Source organism: Christiangramia aestuarii, assembly GCF_009735585.1.
Lineage (GTDB): Bacteria > Bacteroidota > Bacteroidia > Flavobacteriales > Flavobacteriaceae > Christiangramia > Christiangramia aestuarii.
The window spans coordinates 90,160-108,805 of record NZ_VJVW01000006.1 but is presented as its reverse complement, the minus strand read 5'-3'; the positions used below and the strand labels follow the sequence as shown (position 1 = coordinate 108,805).

Annotated in this window: 23 protein-coding genes; 12 read left to right on the top strand and 11 right to left on the bottom strand. The window is 42.3% G+C overall.

The window, feature by feature from the left end; all coding sequences use genetic code 11:
* Nucleotides 1–2 precede the first annotated feature (2 nt).
* Nucleotides 3–626 (top strand): carbonic anhydrase family protein, encoded by a 624-nt coding sequence (locus FLP08_RS14405; RefSeq protein ID WP_156277737.1) that lies wholly within the window; start codon nt 3–5, stop codon nt 624–626.
* Between the two features lie 70 nt (nt 627–696).
* On the opposite strand, the gene FLP08_RS14400 is transcribed toward FLP08_RS14405, so the two are convergent.
* Entirely contained in the window at nt 697–1,233 is a 537-nt protein-coding gene (locus FLP08_RS14400; RefSeq protein ID WP_156277736.1) for a CvpA family protein, read from the bottom strand.
* 46 nt (nt 1,234–1,279) lie between these two features.
* On the opposite strand from FLP08_RS14400, the gene FLP08_RS14395 reads away from it, so the two are divergent.
* The 5 genes from FLP08_RS14395 to FLP08_RS14380 all read left to right on the top strand — a co-directional run bounded on the left by FLP08_RS14395 (nt 1,280) and on the right by FLP08_RS14380 (nt 3,996).
* Entirely contained in the window at nt 1,280–1,636 is a 357-nt protein-coding gene (locus tag FLP08_RS14395; RefSeq protein ID WP_156277734.1) for a hypothetical protein, read from the top strand.
* Nucleotides 1,637–2,332 (top strand): hypothetical protein, encoded by a 696-nt coding sequence (locus tag FLP08_RS14390; RefSeq protein WP_156277732.1) that lies wholly within the window; start codon nt 1,637–1,639, stop codon nt 2,330–2,332.
* Nucleotides 2,333–2,408: 76 nt separating this feature from the next.
* Nucleotides 2,409–3,428 carry a phenylalanine--tRNA ligase subunit alpha gene (gene pheS, locus FLP08_RS14385; RefSeq protein WP_156277731.1) on the top strand — a complete coding sequence of 340 codons (1,020 nt, stop codon included), beginning with the start codon at nt 2,409–2,411 and terminating at the stop codon, nt 3,426–3,428.
* Nucleotides 3,428–3,604: a hypothetical protein gene (locus tag FLP08_RS16425; protein WP_202912781.1), complete on the top strand. Its 177-nt coding sequence runs from the start codon at nt 3,428–3,430 to the stop codon at nt 3,602–3,604. Before pheS ends, FLP08_RS16425 begins: the two co-directional genes overlap by 1 nt.
* Nucleotides 3,601–3,996 carry a hypothetical protein gene (locus FLP08_RS14380; protein ID WP_156277730.1) on the top strand — a complete coding sequence of 132 codons (396 nt, stop codon included), beginning with the start codon at nt 3,601–3,603 and terminating at the stop codon, nt 3,994–3,996. Before FLP08_RS16425 ends, FLP08_RS14380 begins: the two co-directional genes overlap by 4 nt.
* A gap of 83 nt (nt 3,997–4,079) precedes the next feature.
* Here the strand turns inward: FLP08_RS14380 and FLP08_RS14375 are convergent, their stop codons facing one another.
* On the bottom strand, nt 4,080–4,706 hold the full coding sequence (locus FLP08_RS14375) for a hypothetical protein (protein WP_156277729.1): 627 nt from the start codon (nt 4,704–4,706) through the stop codon (nt 4,080–4,082).
* Nucleotides 4,707–4,836: 130 nt separating this feature from the next.
* On the bottom strand, nt 4,837–5,832 hold the full coding sequence (locus tag FLP08_RS14370) for an NAD(P)H-dependent glycerol-3-phosphate dehydrogenase (RefSeq protein WP_156277728.1): 996 nt from the start codon (nt 5,830–5,832) through the stop codon (nt 4,837–4,839).
* A 358-nt stretch (nt 5,833–6,190) separates the two neighbouring features.
* Here FLP08_RS14370 and lysM point away from each other — a divergent pair, with 358 nt between their 5' ends.
* On the top strand, nt 6,191–6,679 hold the full coding sequence (lysM, locus tag FLP08_RS14365; protein WP_156277726.1) for a peptidoglycan-binding protein LysM: 489 nt from the start codon (nt 6,191–6,193) through the stop codon (nt 6,677–6,679).
* A gap of 145 nt (nt 6,680–6,824) precedes the next feature.
* Here lysM and nadD read toward each other — a convergent pair whose 3' ends face one another.
* The 4 genes from nadD to FLP08_RS14345 form a co-directional block, all read right to left on the bottom strand.
* On the bottom strand, nt 6,825–7,412 hold the full coding sequence (nadD, locus tag FLP08_RS14360) for a nicotinate (nicotinamide) nucleotide adenylyltransferase (RefSeq protein WP_156277725.1): 588 nt from the start codon (nt 7,410–7,412) through the stop codon (nt 6,825–6,827).
* The gene (gene gmk / locus FLP08_RS14355; protein WP_156277723.1) at nt 7,409–7,996 is read right to left on the bottom strand and encodes a guanylate kinase; all 588 of its coding nucleotides are present in this window, start codon (nt 7,994–7,996) and stop codon (nt 7,409–7,411) included. Before gmk ends, nadD begins: the two co-directional genes overlap by 4 nt.
* Nucleotides 7,997–8,854: a YicC/YloC family endoribonuclease gene (locus tag FLP08_RS14350; protein ID WP_156277721.1), complete on the bottom strand. Its 858-nt coding sequence runs from the start codon at nt 8,852–8,854 to the stop codon at nt 7,997–7,999. It lies immediately after the preceding gene.
* An 89-nt stretch (nt 8,855–8,943) separates the two neighbouring features.
* Nucleotides 8,944–9,909: a YheT family hydrolase gene (locus tag FLP08_RS14345; protein WP_156277719.1), complete on the bottom strand. Its 966-nt coding sequence runs from the start codon at nt 9,907–9,909 to the stop codon at nt 8,944–8,946.
* A gap of 83 nt (nt 9,910–9,992) precedes the next feature.
* Between FLP08_RS14345 and FLP08_RS14340 the strand changes: the two genes are divergently transcribed.
* The 3 genes from FLP08_RS14340 (at nt 9,993) to FLP08_RS14330 (ending at nt 11,679) form a co-directional block, all read left to right on the top strand.
* A complete protein-coding gene (locus FLP08_RS14340) occupies nt 9,993–10,490 on the top strand; it encodes an acyl-CoA thioesterase (RefSeq protein WP_156277717.1) in 498 nt (165 codons plus the stop codon).
* 4 nt (nt 10,491–10,494) lie between these two features.
* On the top strand, nt 10,495–11,136 hold the full coding sequence (locus FLP08_RS14335; protein ID WP_156277716.1) for a hypothetical protein: 642 nt from the start codon (nt 10,495–10,497) through the stop codon (nt 11,134–11,136).
* 114 nt (nt 11,137–11,250) lie between these two features.
* Nucleotides 11,251–11,679 (top strand): hypothetical protein, encoded by a 429-nt coding sequence (locus FLP08_RS14330; RefSeq protein ID WP_156277714.1) that lies wholly within the window; start codon nt 11,251–11,253, stop codon nt 11,677–11,679.
* A gap of 45 nt (nt 11,680–11,724) precedes the next feature.
* Here FLP08_RS14330 and FLP08_RS14325 read toward each other — a convergent pair whose 3' ends face one another.
* From FLP08_RS14325 to FLP08_RS14315, 3 genes are read right to left on the bottom strand one after another with little or no spacing between them, the layout of a single operon-like run.
* Nucleotides 11,725–12,624 (bottom strand): DMT family transporter, encoded by a 900-nt coding sequence (locus tag FLP08_RS14325; protein WP_156277713.1) that lies wholly within the window; start codon nt 12,622–12,624, stop codon nt 11,725–11,727.
* Nucleotides 12,617–12,970, bottom strand: a complete 354-nt coding sequence (locus FLP08_RS14320; protein WP_156277711.1) for an arsenate reductase family protein — start codon at nt 12,968–12,970, stop codon at nt 12,617–12,619. Before FLP08_RS14320 ends, FLP08_RS14325 begins: the two co-directional genes overlap by 8 nt.
* Nucleotides 12,971–13,025: 55 nt before the next feature.
* The gene (locus tag FLP08_RS14315) at nt 13,026–13,820 is read right to left on the bottom strand and encodes a DUF3298 and DUF4163 domain-containing protein (protein ID WP_156277709.1); all 795 of its coding nucleotides are present in this window, start codon (nt 13,818–13,820) and stop codon (nt 13,026–13,028) included.
* A gap of 174 nt (nt 13,821–13,994) precedes the next feature.
* On the opposite strand from FLP08_RS14315, the gene FLP08_RS14310 reads away from it, so the two are divergent.
* Both FLP08_RS14310 and FLP08_RS14305 read left to right on the top strand, forming a co-directional pair.
* Entirely contained in the window at nt 13,995–15,137 is a 1,143-nt protein-coding gene (locus tag FLP08_RS14310; RefSeq protein ID WP_156277707.1) for a cystathionine gamma-synthase, read from the top strand.
* Nucleotides 15,138–15,201: 64 nt separating this feature from the next.
* On the top strand, nt 15,202–17,340 hold the full coding sequence (locus tag FLP08_RS14305) for a glycoside hydrolase family 97 protein (RefSeq protein WP_156277705.1): 2,139 nt from the start codon (nt 15,202–15,204) through the stop codon (nt 17,338–17,340).
* A gap of 52 nt (nt 17,341–17,392) precedes the next feature.
* Here FLP08_RS14305 and FLP08_RS14300 read toward each other — a convergent pair whose 3' ends face one another.
* On the bottom strand, nt 17,393–18,580 hold the full coding sequence (locus FLP08_RS14300) for a hypothetical protein (protein WP_156277704.1): 1,188 nt from the start codon (nt 18,578–18,580) through the stop codon (nt 17,393–17,395).
* Nucleotides 18,581–18,646: the final 66 nt, after the last annotated feature.

Below are 18,646 nucleotides of genomic sequence, written 5' to 3'. Positions count from 1 at the left end.
TTATGATCAAAGAAATTATAAATAAAGAAAAGCAGTCTAAACTTAGTCCAGATGATGTTTTAAAAGATCTAATGGACGGGAACAAAAGATTTGTAGATCACAAGATGCATCAAAGGGATTATGCCAGCCAGATCGAGCAGACGAGTGGTGGCCAATGGCCACAGGCCGTTGTGCTTGGTTGCATAGATTCGCGTGTTCCCGTAGAGACCATTTTTGACCAGGGTGTTGGAGATATCTTTACAGCCAGGGTTGCCGGTAATTTTGAGAATAAAGATATACTGGGAAGCATGGAATATTCCTGTAAGGTAGCCGGCAGCAAGCTGGTACTTGTTCTGGGCCACGAGGCTTGCGGAGCGGTAAAGGCTGCCTGTGATAACGTGCAACTGGGAAATATAACCCACCTGTTAAGCAATATTAGGCCAGCAGTAGAAGCTACCAATACAGATGGTGAAAGGAACTCGAAAAACAATTCCTTTGTTGCCGATGTGGTAGAAAATAATGTGAAGCTAACCATGAACAGGATCAGGGAAAAGAGTCCTATTCTAAAAGAAATGGAAGATAACGGAGAAATTAAGATCGTGGGTGGTGTTTATTCAATATCCACCGGGAAAGTTACTTTGTTGTAATTCGTTTATCTGGCCGGGATAGGCTATGAAAAGAAAGATGGAGATCTGGAGCAGCAATGTTCCAGATCTTTTATTTTAAGGAAACCTGTTCTACTTCATCGGTATCCAGCAGGTCCCTTTCCTTTACCTGTTTTATAATAGAGGGGAGAATCACCGGGGCGATACTTTTTACCGGATTATAAAGGATAGAATCTTCCAGCGTCTCGTCTTCCACGATCTCTATACGTTCATTGGTTGCCTTAAAGAACATAATGATCACACTGGCTACAAAGGCAGCTTTAATCAAGCCAAAAGCTCCTCCCAGCAGTTTGTTTACTATCCCCAGTGCGGCAAAGGCCGCGACCTTGGTTAGCATTTTACCCACAAGGGATACCAGAAAAACGATAAGCACGAAAGTGAAGGCAAAACTTATAAGGTTTATATACTGGGTTTCCCAATCTAGATAGTTGGAAAGGATCTCGCCTAAAAAATGGGAGAAATGTACCGCGCCATAAATCCCGGCCACGATGCCTATAAGTGAAGCCAGTTCGGTGAGCAAACCTCTAAAAAAGCCTCGTACCAGCCCATAAAGCAGTACCAGGCTCAAGATAATATCTACGGTATTCATAAATCAAATATAATTAATTATTAAATCTAGATGGTATCTTTGCAATATGGCAAGAGACGAACAATTAAAAGAGAGATGGGAGCAGGTTCAGAAAAAACTTTCAGACCAGTTTGCAGACGGGGAATTAATGGAGCTGGATGCTATAATTTACCTCATTGGAGTGCAGGAGCTGGGACAGCCCCATCGCAGATATAAAAAAGATCATAAACTCGACCTTATGCATATCGCCATATGTACCTTATTGGAACCTTACGGCTATTATGAGTTCGATTTTTATGATGAAGACGGATGGCCTCATTTCAAGGTCAAGGAACAACTTCCCACACTTAAGGCCGGGGAACAGTCGGTGTTAATGAAAGAAGCTATTGTGCAATATTTTATGGAAAAAGAATACATTTCATAAATGAACCTCGTACCTATTTTGCTTTCCTTTCCTAAGGATAGCGGCCCCATTTACCAGGAAACCCTCGCCGGTAGATTACCCGTGGAGCCATATAATACGTACAGCAATATCTTCTTTTTAATCATTATCATCTATTTTTCGGTAAAAGTGTACCGGGACTATAAGAATCATCGATTCCTGGCCTGGAGCCTGCCGGTACTTTTTTTGGGATTCGTTGGGGGAACGGTTTACCATGCTACCAGGAGCCACGATGTATGGATGTATATGGACTGGCTTCCCATCATAATATTGTGTCTGGCGGTTTCTATCTATTACAGTATTAAGCTGAAGGTCTCCAGGACCAACAGGATAATAATGCTTGGGGTAATACTTTTCCTGGTTTTTGGTATCAGGATGATCCCATGGCCTCCTTCCATTAAGACCTCTGTAGGTTATATAGGCACGGCCATAGGGCTTTTATTACCTATCCTGGCTTATTTCTTTACCACGAAAATGCATAACTGGGGCTTGGTCTTACTTGCTTTTTTAAGTTTTGGCCTGGCCATAAGCTTCAGGGTGATGGACAGGTTCATCTATATCTTCCCTATGGGCACCCACTGGCTCTGGCATTGTTTCGGGGCGCTTTCGGTTTTTTTCCTTATCAATTATATTTATAATGATAAACTTACCGAAGCGGTAAAGATTAGAGATAAGTAAGAACCGAATAAGCCGCCAAAAGAAGTGGTTAAGCTTTAAATTTTATTAAATTTGCGCTTCCGAAATTAAATCACCTATGATCGATAAAATTAAAGGACATATAGCTGATGTTGAAAGCTTTAATGCTAAGACAAAAGATGAGATCGAAGCATTTCGAATCAAATATCTTGGGAAAAAAGGGATCCTGAACGAATTCTTTGCTGAATTTAAGAACGTTCCCAACGAAGAAAAGAAAGCTTTTGGGCAGGCCATCAATGAACTGAAGACCTCGGCTCAGCAAAAAGTGAATGTCCTGAAGGAAGAACTGGAGAACAGCCAGGAAGAAAAAGGGATCTACGGAGACCTTACCAGGCCTGCAGAGCCTGTGGAAATTGGTTCAAGGCACCCGATATCGATCGTAAAGAATCAGATCACCGAAATCTTTTCAAATATTGGTTTCAATGTGTCTGAAGGACCAGAGATGGAAGATGACTGGCATAACTTTACTGCCCTTAACCTTCCGGAATATCACCCCGCCCGGGATATGCAGGATACATTCTTTATCCAGACAGATCCCGATATCCTGCTTAGAACGCATACTTCTTCGGTACAGGTGAGATATATGGAAGAGAACAAACCGCCAATCAGGACGATCTCTCCGGGAAGGGTTTTCAGGAATGAAGCCATTTCGGCCAGGTCACACTGTATCTTCCACCAGGTAGAAGGTTTGTATATAGATAAGGATGTTTCATTTGCCGATATGAAGCAGACCATCCTGTATTTTACCAAGCAATTGTTCGGAAAATCCAAGATCAGGCTGAGACCTTCATATTTCCCATTTACCGAGCCTAGCGCCGAGGTAGATGTTTACTGGGGGCTTGAAACTGAAACCGATTATCGTATCACCAAAGGTACCGGCTGGCTGGAGATCATGGGCTGCGGAATGGTAGACCCAAATGTATTGAGGAATTGTAATATAGATCCGCAGGAGTATTCGGGCTTCGCCTTTGGAATGGGAATAGAAAGGATTGCGATGCTCTTGTACCAGATAGAAGATATACGTATGTTCTATGAGAACGATCTTCGATTCCTGGAACAGTTCAAATCGGCCCTGTAATGAACAGGACCTTGCTACTCGTACTGGCCGCAATAATCCTTGGCGCCATTATCTATGCAACCTTCGTGATCGCATTGATAAAACTGGGGCTGGGACTTATCCTGCTGTCAGTAGCGGCACTGGTTTTCTGGATATTATGGTCTAAGATCAAGAAAAAGACAAAAGAAAAGTTTTGAAAAAGGATATAGAAATACCTGAGGTTAAAGACGTTCATGTAGCGGCAGTTAAGGTCTTTAATGAAGAGTTCCAGGTTAAGGAATGGAACGTGTACCTTATCAATGCTTCTGAAGAGGATCTTGAAATGGTTCTAATTGTTTCTAAGGGACATGATAAGAAAAAAGAGACCTCATTGATGCGTCACAAGATCGAAAAGTTACCTGCCGGCAATTTTGCCAAGATAGAGTTTCTCCAAGACGATGTGCTGGCCCTTAATAATGATTTTAAGGTCACTTACTTCAAGGATTCGAAGATGTATGATAAGAAGTTCAGTTTTCCTAAAAACAGTATCACGGAAAATGCGGTAAGCGAAATTCCGGTGATCCCAGAAAAAGGGATTCTTGCAAAGTAATCAGATAAAAAATTAGAAATAAAAAGGCCGTTCAATGAACGGCCTTTTTTTATGAAACAGCTTGGCTTAATTAACCTGAAAGCTTAGTTTATCTTGTTAGAAATGTCCTTGAAATTTCCCTCGATGGTCACGTCCTTATGAATTCTGGTTTTACCAAGTACTTCAATAGAACTATTATCACCTATGAATTTAACCAGGGCTCCCTTGTTAAGTTCAAGATCTCCTTTAATTACCACGTTTCCTTCAACAACCAGATGGCCGCCATAGTTAATTCTCAGGTCACCTTCGTTAAAAAGTTCACCTCCCAGATTAAAAATACCCCTGTAATTAACCTTTACATTATTATTTACTCTAACGGTTCCGCAGATATTCAGCTGGTCGTTCACTGAAATGTTCTTTACATTAACTTCACCATGATAAGATTGAGGATCGTCTTCTACCACGATCAGGTTATCACCACCCTCATAATGGGCATAAGTATCACAGTCTGCAAGCGCACCCTGGAAATATCCGGCCTGGTGTAGTTTAAAACCATTGGCTGTGAATCCTTCACCCTCAGGAACGTGCCATTTGTTTACATCGTGCTTTACTTCTTTATTTGATTCCTGAAATTCGTTGATCTCTTCAGGATTTTCTGTGTTAACATCAGACTGGCAGCCTATAAGAAAAAGACCCAGCCCAAGGCTAAGCATGAATAACTTTTTGTTCATGATAAATTTGGTTAATTAGAATTTTGGTAGGATAAAAGTAGTATTAAATTCTGTAATAACAACAAAAAAATCGGCGAAAAGTTTTAAAACCCAGTTCGTTATATAAAATAAGTAGGAAAAAACTTATAAATTAATCCAGCTTGTCTACCAGCTTATTAAAGACCTTTTTTGGGTTCTTTCCTTCATAAAGAATGGCGTAGACCGCGTTGATGATAGGGGTCTTGGCTCCTTTTTCCTTATTGATCTTATAAGCGCTTTCAGTGGCATAATAGCCCTCGGCGACCATGCTCATCTCCATCTGGGCGCTCTTAACCGTATATCCTTTCCCGATCATATTGCCGAACATTCGGTTACGGCTAAAAATCGAATATCCGGTAACCAGAAGGTCTCCAAGGTAAGCAGAGTCGTTAATATTCCTTTTCATCTTATGAACCTTCTTGATGAATTTCTTCATTTCGCGAATGGCGTTGCTCATAAGCACACTCTGGAAGTTGTCTCCATAACCCAGTCCATGGGCGATTCCAGCAGCGATAGCATAGATGTTCTTTAAAACAGCAGCATATTCGGTCCCTATTACATCATCGCTGGTCTTGCAGGTGATGTAATCGCTGGCAAGGAAACTTGCGACCAGTTCGGCCTTTTTTTCATCCTGGCAGGCAACGGTTAAATAGGAAAGTCGTTCCAGGGCAACTTCTTCAGCATGGCATGGTCCTGTTAGAATGCCGATATTCTCCATGGGGACATCAAAGTATTCATTAAAATGTTCACCAACGATAAGGCTGGTTTCGGGAACGATACCTTTAATTGCTGAAAATACCACCTTGTCACTTAATGGTACCGTAAGGGCGTCGAGCTCCCTTTTCAGAAAAGCTGAAGGAATGGCGAATATGAGATAATCTGAAGCTTTCACCACCTCATTGATGTCGTTGCTTAGACTAAGCTGGTTTACATCGAATTCTACCGAGCTCAGGTAATTAGGGTTGTGGTCCTGTTTTTTTATGTGCTCCAGGGCATATACACTGCGCATATACCAGTTCACATTATCGAGGTTCTCACATAGCATTTTTACAATTGCGGTAGCCCAGCTACCACCACCAATTACACCGAAACTAGGAGTTTTATCCATATTAATTCATTCTCTGCCTCAAAAATAGTCAAATTTACAGGGATATAAAGGTTTTCTCTTGTTTTAGGAATATTTATTGCGAATATCACAATGAGACGCCAGTAAACTTTAACAATTGCTTTTCCCGGCCCATACAATCTAATCATGGCAAGGCCGTTATAAAATTGTTCTTTCCCTACATTAAAGTGGAAAGTACGTCTTAGTTTTTTTGGTTGGTTATTTAGTTGAAAAAGCCGTCTCGCCAGAGGCGGTTTTTTTAATTAAGCCCAGATATATTTTTGGAAAACTTTAGCAGAAGTAAGGTGGGCAAAACAGCCTCTCTTTTGTACATTTAAATAACTAACTACAAATCAACGATATGGGTATATTTTCATTTATTAAAGATGCAGGCAAGAAGGTCTTTGGGATCGATAAGTCCAAATCTAAAGAGGTGAATACCGAGACAGATCAAAAAGAGAATGAGAAAGCAGCCAGGAAACTGGAACAGACCATTACCGACCTGAATCTTAAAGCTGAAAATTTAAAAATACATATAGAAAACGATATGGCCGTGGTGTCAGGGAAGGCCCTGGACCAGGCTACCAGGGAAAAGATCATCCTAGTAGTGGGTAATTCTGAAGGCATTTCCCAGGTAGACGACCGTATGGACGTGCAGAACAAGGAGCCGGAAGCTGTTTTCCATACCGTAGAGAGAGGAGATACCTTGAGTAAGATCTCGAAAGAACATTATGGAGATCCAAACCAGTATCCTTTGATCTTCGAGGCCAATAAGCCAATGTTACAGGATCCAGATAAGATCTATCCGGGGCAGGTACTCAGGATTCCGCCGATGGATAGCAAGAGATAAAAAGTAATAAAAGACTGTTTGGAGATTTTGAGGATGTTAAACTGAGGACAGTCGACGTCCTAATGCTTGTAGTTCCACAATGAAAAAAGTAGGATCAATCAGCTAAATCGAATATCACCAAGAGATTTTTGAACAGTCTTTTACCTTATTTCCGGTAAAAGTTCATCTCATCTATAAACTGCCAGACCTTTTCATCCAGTAAAGGTCTCACATTCTTAGAATCTTTAATTGATTGCCTAATAAAAGTAGATGATATGCCTATGATAGGAGCGTCTATTTTCTTTATCCTAGGATGTCCGGCGAATTGCTCGTCCATGCTTCCCGCAGCGATCCTTGGGTACACGTATATTTCATGATTTTCCAGGATGACCTCGTAATTCTTCCATTTATGAAAGCTTTTAAGGTTATCCTCCCCCATGATCAGGCAAAATTCGTTGGTGGGATATTTTTCCTGTAAATGTGCCAGTGTTTTGACCGTATAATTCGGTTGCTCCAGGCCAAACTCAATATTGCTTGGTTTCAGGTGTTCGTAAGTTTCGCAAGCCCTATAGACCATTTCCAATCTATGGTGATTATCAAGAAGACTGCTTTTCTTCTTATGCGGATTATGTGGGGTCACTACCAGCCAGATTTCTTCCAGATCTGAATATTCGGCCATATGATTGGCGATGATAAGATGACCTACATGAATAGGGTTAAAGGTCCCGAAGAACAAGCCTACCTTTCTGTTCATTCCTCTGGTTTTTCTGCTCCCACGTAATTTGCTACCAAATTGTAGGCTTCTTTTAAAGCGGTCCCCAAATGGTTGTTCTCTATAATGAAATCGAATTGAGGGGCAGTTGCCAGTTCAATGGAAGCCTTGGCCACACGCATATTGATCTTGTCATCGCTTTCGGTCTTCCTCTTTTTAAGACGTATCTTCAGCTCCTCTATACTTGGTGGTTTTACAAAAACTGCCAGGGTCTTTTCCGGGTAGATGGTCTTGATGTCCAATCCGCCTACCACGTCTATATCGAAGATGACGTGTTTACCCATTTTCCAGATACGCTCTACCTCGCTTTTTAAAGTTCCGTAGAAATTATCACGGTACACCTCTTCCCATTCCAGGAATTCGTCATTCTTTATCTTTTGTTTGAAGTCTTGCAGGGAAAGGAAATAGTAATCCTTGCCATCTACTTCATTTCCGCGGGGCTCGCGGGAAGTGGCCGAAATGGAAAAATCCAGTTTCAGTTCAGGATGTCTTAATAAGTGACGTACTATCGTGGTTTTACCTGATCCCGACGGAGCAGAAAAGACGATAAGTTTACCTTCGCTCATTTAGAGTACGTTTAGAATTTGTTCTTTAATCTTTTCCAGCTCGTCCTTCATTTGCACAACCAGCTGCTGCATGGGCGCGTAGTTAGATTTGCTGCCAATGGTATTTATTTCCCTTCCTATTTCCTGGGAGATAAAGGCAAGTTTTCTTCCGTTGGAATCCTTGCTGTCCAGGGTTTTCTGAAAATAATCCAGGTGGTTCTCCAGCCTTACTTTTTCTTCTGTAATGTCGAATTTCTCGATATAGTAAACGATCTCCTGTTCAAATCTGTTCTCGTCTGCCTGCTCCTTGATCTCTTCGATGCCTTTACGAAGTCGCTCTCTTACCCCGTCTATCCTGTCCGGATCCATTTTAATCACCTGCTCGAGCAAATCCTGGATATTGGAAATCCTTAGCTTAAGGTCCTTTTCCAAAGCTTTACCCTCATCTGTCCGGAAGCTGTTGATCTCGGTAAGCGCATCTTTCACCGCCCCTTCAATAGCCTTTAACTCTTCCTCGTCTATTTCATCCCTTTCGGTCTTCAGGGCATCCGGCATCTTTACAGCCATTTTCAGCAATTCAACCTCGCTGGCGTTTACGATGTCCCTAAGCTGGTTCATGTAGTTTTTAACCACTTCGGTATTCACATTGGTCGAGGTCTGTTCACCGGTATATTCCACATAAATTGAAAGGTCTACCTTGCCGCGGCCCAGTGAATTCGAGATGATCGTGCGAAGGTCCAGTTCCTTTTCCCGGTATTGGGAAGGAATGCGTGCATTCAGGTCAAAATTCTTACTGTTCAGAGATTTTAGCTCTACAGTGATCTTTTTATTGGGAATTTGAGTGATGCTTTTCCCGAAGCCTGTCATTGATTGAATCATGCCTGAATTTTAAAAGCTTGCGCAAAGATAATCAATTCTATAGCATCTACAATTTATAAGGCCTTTGTCTGGGGCCCTAAATGACTGGTCTATAACAGGGATTCCATGAACTCTGTAGCGCGCTGTTCGTGGTAAAATATATCGCCGGAAGTTACAAATCCTACATGCCCGCCATACTGGGGAATTTCAAGGAATAAATTATCAGATCTTTCAGCAATATCCCTCGGGTAGCATTTTTTGGATAGAAAACTGTCGTTAGCGGCATTGATGATCAAGGTGGGTTTTTTTATGCCAGGCAAAAAGTTCAGGGCACTGGCCTTTTCATAGTAATCTGCAGCATTATTGTATCCATGAGCTTTTGAAGTATACAGGTCATCGATATCCCGCAGTGAGCTGCATGCCGAGATCTGTTTTCTATCCAGCCTATCGGGAAATTTTTTTGCTCTTTCGTACAGGTGTTGTTTCAGGTTTAGTTCAAATCTTTTGGAATATACGAAATTGCGCATCCGGTTGATCGCTCCCAGCGAACCTGCCAGGTCACAGGGAACAGAAATGCCTACCCCGCCAAGGATCTCATCGGGCCTGCTTCGATTCTCGCCAAGGTATTTCAGCATCATATTACCCCCAAGGCTGAATCCTACGAGCATGATACGACGATATTTTTTTAGGGATAGCACATGGGTGATCACTTCTGCCAGGTCATCGCTGGCGCCACCATGGTAACTCCTGTAAAGACGATTGAGCTCTTCACTGCAACCACGGAAATTCATGGCCAGGGCATCCCAGTTCTTAAGATTAAAGGCTTTGGCCATTCCTCTCATATACGGCCTGCCGGTGTCACCGGCCAGGCCATGCAGAAGGATAACCAGGTTATCTGATTCAAAACTCCGGGAATAGCTCCAGTCCAGGTCGATAAAGTCACCATCGCTAAGTTCTATTCTCTCCCTTTCGTAAACAGGCATTTCAACCTTCCGAAGCTTGGCCGAATAAATGGTAGAAACATCTGCATTTTTGAAAATTCCGGGCGGTGTATAGTTATCCTTCAGCACTGGCATCTTATCCAAATTTTAATATAAACTTAGGCAAGATAAGGTATGCACGATTACTAATTATTGCTAGTTTTGAAAAAATTGAAGACATGTACACTAAGAAATTCGAAATTAGGTGGAGTGACCTGGATGCTAACAGGCACCTGGCGAATTCGGCCTTTATAAATTTTATGAGCCATACCAGGATGAGCTTCCTCATGGATAATGGTTTTGGCCAGAAGCAGCTTTCTCATTACAACCTTGGCCCCATAGTATTCTACGAACATATATATTATTTCAAGGAGATCTTCGCAGGTGAACCTGTTACAGTGAGCCTTGAGTTAAGTGGTCTTTCTGAAGACGGGATGTATTTTGAGTTCGTTCATAAGATCTACGATCATAACGGGAAGAACTGTGCGACCTGTGAAATGATGGGATCCTGGATAGATCTGGAAAAGCGTAAGCTTACCGTACTCCCAGAAGAGCTTTATTATAAGCTGGATCATACTCCAAAATCTGAAGATTTTAGAATACTCACTAAGGAAGATACCCGTAAATATGGTAAAAGACCTCAGGATATCACTCCGGAAGAGGTAAATGCCATGTAATTTTATGACGGAAGGGATAGATGAAGTCTGGTATGCCTGTTACGGTTCTAACATTCGTGAAGAACGCTTCCTGTGTTATATTAGCGGAGGGACACCACCAGGAGCCCTGAAGCATTTTACCGGTTGCGAGGATACCACAAAACCAAAAGATAGAGCCAGTATTAGCATACCTCACGAGATGTATTTTGCCAAGGAATCTCCAACCTGGAATGGTGGCGGTATCTGCTTCCTGGATCCTGAAAGAAATAAAAAAATAAATACACTGGGCCGGAGATATCTTATTAGCTCCGGCCAGTTTATAGACCTGGTACGCCAGGAATTGAAATTCGAAGGTCGCTTACATATCGATTTTCAGGAACTAATCGAACATGGTAGTTATGATTGTATGAACCAGGGCAGATACGGGATGCTGCTTTACCTAGGGGAGATCGAAGGCAGGCCTGTGATCACCTTTACAAGCGAAACTTATCTAGAAGATGAGATCAATAAACCCGATAAGGCTTACCTGAACACGATCATAAAAGGATTACAGGAAACCTATGATATTACAGATGGAGAATTAAAGGAGTACTTAGGAAACAAAACGGGTGTGTCTGATAAAATCCCCGAAAATGAACTTCTTGAACTGATCAGGGCTGCAAGTTGATCCAAATTACAAGACTCTGTTTTTCAGTTGGTTAAACGGATTAAGCCTCTGAAAATCAAATAATTATACCTAATTTTATATTTCCGGCCCCTGATCTTTTAAAAATGATCGGGTATGAAAGATCTCTTCAACCATATTATTCCGGGATTGGCGTTAATCCTGCTCTTCTACAGCTGCACTATTTACTACAACAAGAATTACAGCCCGCAGGAAGTGGTAGCATCCCAGAAAAAGTTCCGTATGCTTGATGATGAAGGGAAATCCTATCCTTTCTACAAACTGATAGAGAAAGACAGCAATTTCTACGCTCTGGCCAAAAATTCATTTTTTTACCAGAACAAATTCAAAGATAGGGAGCCGGCAAACCTGGGCTATCCAGGTTTTACGGCCTACCTTATTGATCCGAATAATTATAAAAAATTCCAGGTGAAAAACACAGCAGGATCCGCGATAGCCACCGCTGCAATAGGTTTTGTGGCTAGCATAGTCATCCTGTGGATAATCTTGGACGATTTATATGATGATCTTCTGTTCTCAGATTAACAGTTCAGATTCCTGCATAAGCAATTTTCGGAATTAATAATATAGCTAGGACTTGATCTTTGTCTTTTTTACGCTCACCATATAAACCCCTATAAATACGAGGGCAGCGGCGATTCCTTTCACAAGGTTAAGCTGGTCTGCACCAACGGCGATCGCAAAGCTTATGGCGATCAAGGGCTGCAAATAAATGAAGGCACTTATGGTTGAGGGGGAAAGCTGTTTCAAAGCGTAAATGTTCAGCAGATAAGTCATAAAGGTGGTGCCCAGCACCACGAACCCCATTTTCCAGACGGCTTCAAAAGGCAGGTTCGCCCAGTCCACCGCTACGAATTCTGAATAAGTTACCGGAAGATTGATAAAAATGGCGATAAAGAAAAGCCATTTCATCAGGGTGATCGCGTGGTATTTTTTGGTAAGTGGTTTTACCAGGATGAGGTATAAGCCATACGAAAATGCGTTCACAATAAAGAGTACGTTGCCCATGGGAATATTTGGCGCGTTCATATTTTCGTCCTTGCTGAACAGTACCAGGACCAGGGCTCCCGCCATGCCTATGATAATCCCGAGTGTTTTTAACAGGGTGATACGCTCCTTTATAAGAATGGACGCCAGTATTAATACCATTACCGGTGATAGCGTGATGATCACCGAACTGTTGATGGGAGTTGAAAGGCTAAGTCCTTTGAAAAAGAAAAGCATGTTTATCACCATCCCAAAAACGGCGCACCCCAGTATCCTGGGCCAGTCTGAAGTTGCTATTTTCTCTTTCGGAGCAAAAAGGCTGATGATCCAAAAAAGGATGGCTGCACCGGTGACCCTTAACAGGATGAATCCGAAAGGTTCGATATATAAAGGCATAAGCCCTTTGGCGATGGTGTGGTTCACCCCGTAGATCGCACTTGCACCAAAAGCGGCCAGGATAGCCAGTACCCGGCTGTTATCCATGTATAGATTCTTTCGCGGCAGCTACATTTTTTTTGGAATTGCCAATGAAAATTTCGTTCCCGTTAAGGATGACGGGACGTTTTAAAAAAGTATAATGTTCCAGGATCAGCTTCCTGTAATCCTCTTCTTGCAGGTTCTTGTTTTTCAGGTCCCTTTCCTTGTAGAGCCTGGCTCTTTTGCTGAACAAAGCTTCATAACTTCCCGAAAGCTCGTGCATTTCGTCTAGTTGTTCTTCGGTGATCTCTTCAGATTTAATATCCTGTAAGATGAAGGATTCCGGGGCATCCAGTTCTATCAGAATTCGTTTACAGGTATCGCAGGTAGGTAGATGATAGATTTTTTTCATGGCTGAAGATTTTCAAATGCAAAGAACGTAATTTTTAAAGAATTCTGAAGGCCTGTTACGATTCCGGAAGGGAATCTTTCTTCAGTTTTATGAATTGCTGAACGCTCTCTCTTGGATAACTCAGCACAAAATTCCCGGCCGAATAGGGCGCGATCTCATAGGCGTTGTAATGCAAAATGATCTCTTCCCGGGTAAAGCCAATATTCGCCGGCAGGTGAAATTCGTCATTTTCAAAGAACATTCCTGTGCTGTTGATGTTAGAATCTATAGGGATGTCCTGTTTTTCTCTGAAATCCTTTTCCACAAAATCTATGAATTCTGAAGAGAAAATAGCTTCGGGCTTTAGTTTTTCTCCCGTTATCGGGTCGAAGTTGAGGTAATTGGTACTTCGGTAACCGTGGGCCCCACCAGTGAACATGTCGGTATTGAATTTTAAGGAAATGATCTCAGGAGAACGGTATACTAACTTACCGGTGATGGTCGCTTCCCAGGGCAATTCGTATTCAGGAAATTCCCTGGCGGTTTCCTGGTAATCCTCAATGAAATTTCTGGCCAGCTCCTCTGGTTTCCTTGCTTCCCCTTCGTCATTGTAATCTATGGTGTTCAGCAGGAAGAGTTCAATATTCTTATTTATTTTTTCAGCCTCACCTCGTCCATTTTCAGCAACCGGGAAGTTCAGGTTTATAAAAGTGCAGTCACCATTCTCCGGCTGGCAGTTGTCCAGTTTTTCCTCGATGGTTTTAGAGGAGAATGAGAGTGGTTTCAGTTCTTCGGTTTCAGTCTCTTTTTTATCCTCTCCACAGGATAAACAGCTAAATAGAACAATAAGAGCAGGTAAAAGTCTTTTCAAAATTTACAGGTGTTAAATAACAAGATAAAGGTAAAGGCAATTTTGTGATTGCCCAACCGGCTCACTACATTTGTTTTTCGATTTTTCTGAAGCCTGCCGCCGGTCCTGCACCGTTATTAGCTGCTTGCGAAACTGGCCTGGCTAATTGCCTTTAGGGTCAAATAAATTTGAAATATGAAGTTCAACACCAAAACCATACATGGAGGCCAGGAAAATACAGACCCGGCATACGGATCTGTGATGCCTCCAATTTACCAGACCAGTACCTATTCACAGAGTACGCCGGGCGGGCACAAGGGTTATGAATACTCCAGAAGTGCCAATCCTACCAGGACTGCCCTGGAAAAGTCCCTGGCCAGCTTGGAGAATGGAATTTATGGCCTTGCCTTTGGCTCTGGACTTGCAGCTATAGATGCCGTTCTAAAACTTTTCAAACCCGGAGACGAGATCATCTCCACCAACGATCTTTATGGAGGATCCTACAGGTTATTCACCAGGATCTTCGATGGTCTTGGGATCAAATTCCGGTTTGTGGGAATGCAGGAAGCGGGGAATATAGAAAAGCATATCAATGAAAATACCAGGCTTATCTGGGTGGAAACTCCTACCAACCCTATGATGAATATCATAGATATTGCCGAAGTTTCCAGCATTGCTAAAAAACATGAACTGTTATTGGCAGTAGATAACACCTTTGCTACACCATATCTGCAGCAGGCTTTGGACCTGGGTGCTGATATCATTATGCATAGCGCGACGAAATACCTGGGCGGGCATAGCGATGTGGTTATGGGAGGCCTGGTAGTAAATGATAAGGAACTGGCAGACAAACTTTATTTTATTCAGAACGCCAGCGGAGCCATTTGCGGGCCTATGGATAGTTTCCTGGTACTGCGAGGCATTAAAACCCTGCATCTGCGCATGCAGCGACATTGTGAAAACGGGGCAGCTGTGGCCAGGTATCTTGGGTCTCATCCTAAGGTCGACAAGGTTTACTGGCCGGGTTTTGAAGATCACCCCAATCACCAGATCGCGAAAAAGCAAATGAAAGATTTTGGCGGGATGATCTCGTTTACAACCAAAGAAGATAGCCTGGATGGAGCCAGGAAGATCCTGGAGAATCTTAAGATTTTTACCCTCGCGGAATCTCTTGGAGGGGTAGAATCGCTGGCCGGACATCCGGCTACCATGACCCATGCTTCCATTCCGGCGGAAGAAAGAAAAAAGACCGGGATAGTAGATTCGCTCATAAGACTGAGCGTGGGGGTAGAAGATGAGGAAGACCTTATCAACGACCTGAAACAGGCGATACAGTAAGAATTATATAAACCTAAATGACAGTCGCCCGGGCAAACCGGGTATTTTTATCCAAAAAACAATTATGAAAAAAATTCTCTTTTCAGTTTTTATTTTAATGGCGGTAAACCTTGGAATTGCCCAGAGTATCAAGTCCCCTAACGGAGAACTTGAAATGCGATTCGAACTTACCGCAGACAGTACACCTGTTTACAACCTTTCTTATAAAGGAGAAACGGTTATTAAGCCAAGTAAACTGGGCTTTGACCTTAAGGAAGAAAAAGACCTGCTTTCGGGTTTCAGTATAAAAGATACCGAGGAAGAAACTTTCGATAATACCTGGGAACCGATTTGGGGAGAAGAGAAAGAGATCAGGAACCACTATAACGAACTTGAAGTAAACCTGCTTCAGCCTTCTACGAACAGGGAGCTGGTGATTCGCTTCAGGCTTTTTAATGAGGGTCTTGGTTTCAGGTACGAATTTCCGCAGCAAAACAACCTGGGACATTTTGTGATAAAGGAAGAAAGAAGCCAGTTCGCCATGACCGGTGATCACACGGCATTTTGGATCCCTGGAGATTATGATACCCAGGAATATGATTATACCGAGTCTAAACTTTCAGAAATAAGGGGAGAAATGGAATCCTCTATTACCGAAAACCTTTCCCAGACCTCGTTCTCACCAACGGGAGTGCAAACTTCCCTGATGATGAAAACTGATGACGGTCTTTATATCAATCTTCACGAGGCCGCTCTTGTAGACTACTCTACCATGCACCTGAACCTGGACGATGAAAACATGGTCTTTGAATCCTGGTTAACTCCAGATGTGAATGGAGATAAGGGCTACCTGGTGGCGCCAACCGAAACTCCCTGGAGGACCATCATGGTAAGTGATGATGCCCGTGATATCCTTGCATCCAGAATGACTTACAATCTTAATGAGCCCATTGTTATTGAAGATCCTTCCTTTATCAAGCCTATGAAATATATCGGAGTCTGGTGGGAAATGATCACCGGGAAAAGTTCCTGGAACTATACCGATGAATACAAAGCGGTAAAACTTGGAGAAACCGATTTTGAAGCCGCCAAACCTAACGGAAATCATGCCGCGAACACTGAGCATGTCAAGGAATATATAGACTTTGCTGCTGAGCATGGTTTTGATGGAGTTTTGGTTGAAGGCTGGAACATTGGCTGGGAAGACTGGTTTGGGCACTCCAAGGACTATGTTTTCGATTTTGTGACCCCTTATCCGGACTTTGATGTTGAAGAGATTCAAAATTATGCTGAAAGTAAGGGCGTGAAAATGATCATGCACCATGAAACTTCATCATCGGTAAGAAATTACGAGCGACACCTGGATACCGCTTACCAGTTCATGAACAAATATGGATATCCGGCGGTAAAAAGCGGGTATGTAGGGGATATTCTTCCAAGGGGAGAGAACCATTACAGCCAGTGGCTGGTGAACCATTACCAGTATGCCCTGGAAAAAGCAGCAGATTACAATATCATGGTAAATGCCCACGAGGCGGTTAGACCTACAGGGATCGCCAGAACCTATCCAAACCTTATCGGGAACGAGTCGGCAAGGGGAACCGAATACCAGTCTTTTGGCGGTTCTAAACCAAACCACGTGACCGTATTGCCTTTTACCAGGCTTATTGGCGGGCCAATGGATTATACCCCGGGAATATTTGAAATGGACCTGAGCAAGCTCAACCCGGATAATTCTTCTCATGTGAACTCAACGCTGGCCAACCAACTGGCGCTTTATGTGACCATGTACAGCCCTTTACAGATGGCGGCAGACCTGCCAGAGAACTATATGAGGTTTCCCGATGCCTTCCAGTTCATTAAAGATGTGGCCATAGACTGGGACGAGAGTGTTTACCTGGAAGCAGAACCCGGAGATTATGTTACCGTGGCTAGGAAGGAAAAAGGAGCCAATAACTGGTTCGTGGGGAATGTGAACGGGAATGAGACAAGAACGTCCAAAATAAAATTCGACTTCCTTGAAAAAGGTAAAGACTATATCGCCACGGTCTATGCCGATGCTCCCGATGCTCACTATAAAACTAATCCGCAGGCATACGAAATCAAAAAATACAGGGTAAACAGCAAATCTGAGCTTTCCCAGAAATCCATGCCGGGTGGTGGTTACGCCATTAGCATCATGGAGGCAGATAAAACAGAGCTTAAAGGCCTGAAAAAATTATAAAATAAAAAAGCCCTGCAATCGCAGGGCTTTTTTATTTGTCCTCTTCCTGGAATTATAAAATATCATCGAAATTATTCAGGAATTCTGAATGAACTTCAGTGGCAGTAGGAAGAAATCCTTTTTCCTGTATTGCCTGAGCAAAATCATAACCAGCTTTAGCCGATTTTAAGCGTTGGATAGGAGTTCCGTGGTGACCTTTATTTTCAAATCCGCAATCTCCAATAAAATAGAAGTTAGTTAATACTTCTTCTACTCTTTTCCAGTTATAGGTTCCACCTCTTTTATGAGTTAGGTAAAATCCAGTTAAGAAATCGGCTTCTAATTCGGTCATCCTTGTTGATTCCGGAGTTCTGGCAAAAGCATCTACTGGATAGCTCCAGTCGGTAAAATTAGCAAATTGTATCTGGTGTGCCCATTCATGAGAAAGGATGCTGGAAATAACGATTTTATCCTCTAATCCGGTCCTTGTTAGTAATTCAATAATACCATCTCCAAGCACTATGGTACCGTTACTGGTAGCAAATGCATCTGAAGCATATACAACGTTTTCAGGGATCTGGTCGCTGTTGGTATTAAATTTTTCGGCTATGCTCAGAAGTTCTTTTATAGTAGCACCCTCTTGTACGATTTCATCATTCTCATCCAGGGTCGGATCATCTGCGACCAAACCAAAGTCACTGTAATAGGTATACATGAACTCAATTACTTCAAGATCTGCTAGGGTTTTAGTATGTTGTCCATGAACCCTGATCATATCGGGCATATTCCAGAATTGTTCCAGACCCCTTTTCTGATTATTTACATAATTGGTGTATTCACCATCTTTTCCGAAATATCCTGCGTTAATTCCTAATTGTGCAGCATAGTTATTGATCGTAAAATAATCTCCATATACCAGGTCAATTGGTGTATAGCTCTTTCGATCCCAGATCTTGACGATTGAAGTTACCAGTTCGCCATATGCATTGGAAGTAACGGTATTAAAGGCAGTAGTGGAACAGGCAGAAGGCTCCACAGCATCTAATTCCGGTATTTTTAATCCAAAATCCTTGATGTAATCTGTATCGACTTTAAGATCTAATGACTGTTTGTTGAAATTTTCAAATTGATTGATATTGGTGCCGATCTTTGAATTTTCCACATTCGAGTTTTCAAGATAAGCTTCATCCTTTTCGCAGGAAAATAAACCTAAGGCTACTGTAGCAACAGCCATATAGTTCAGGTAATTTCTTAATTTCATATTGTTTATTTTTTAAAATGCGGTCGAAAATATTGAAATCTTAATAAAATCTTAAAAATATTGAAA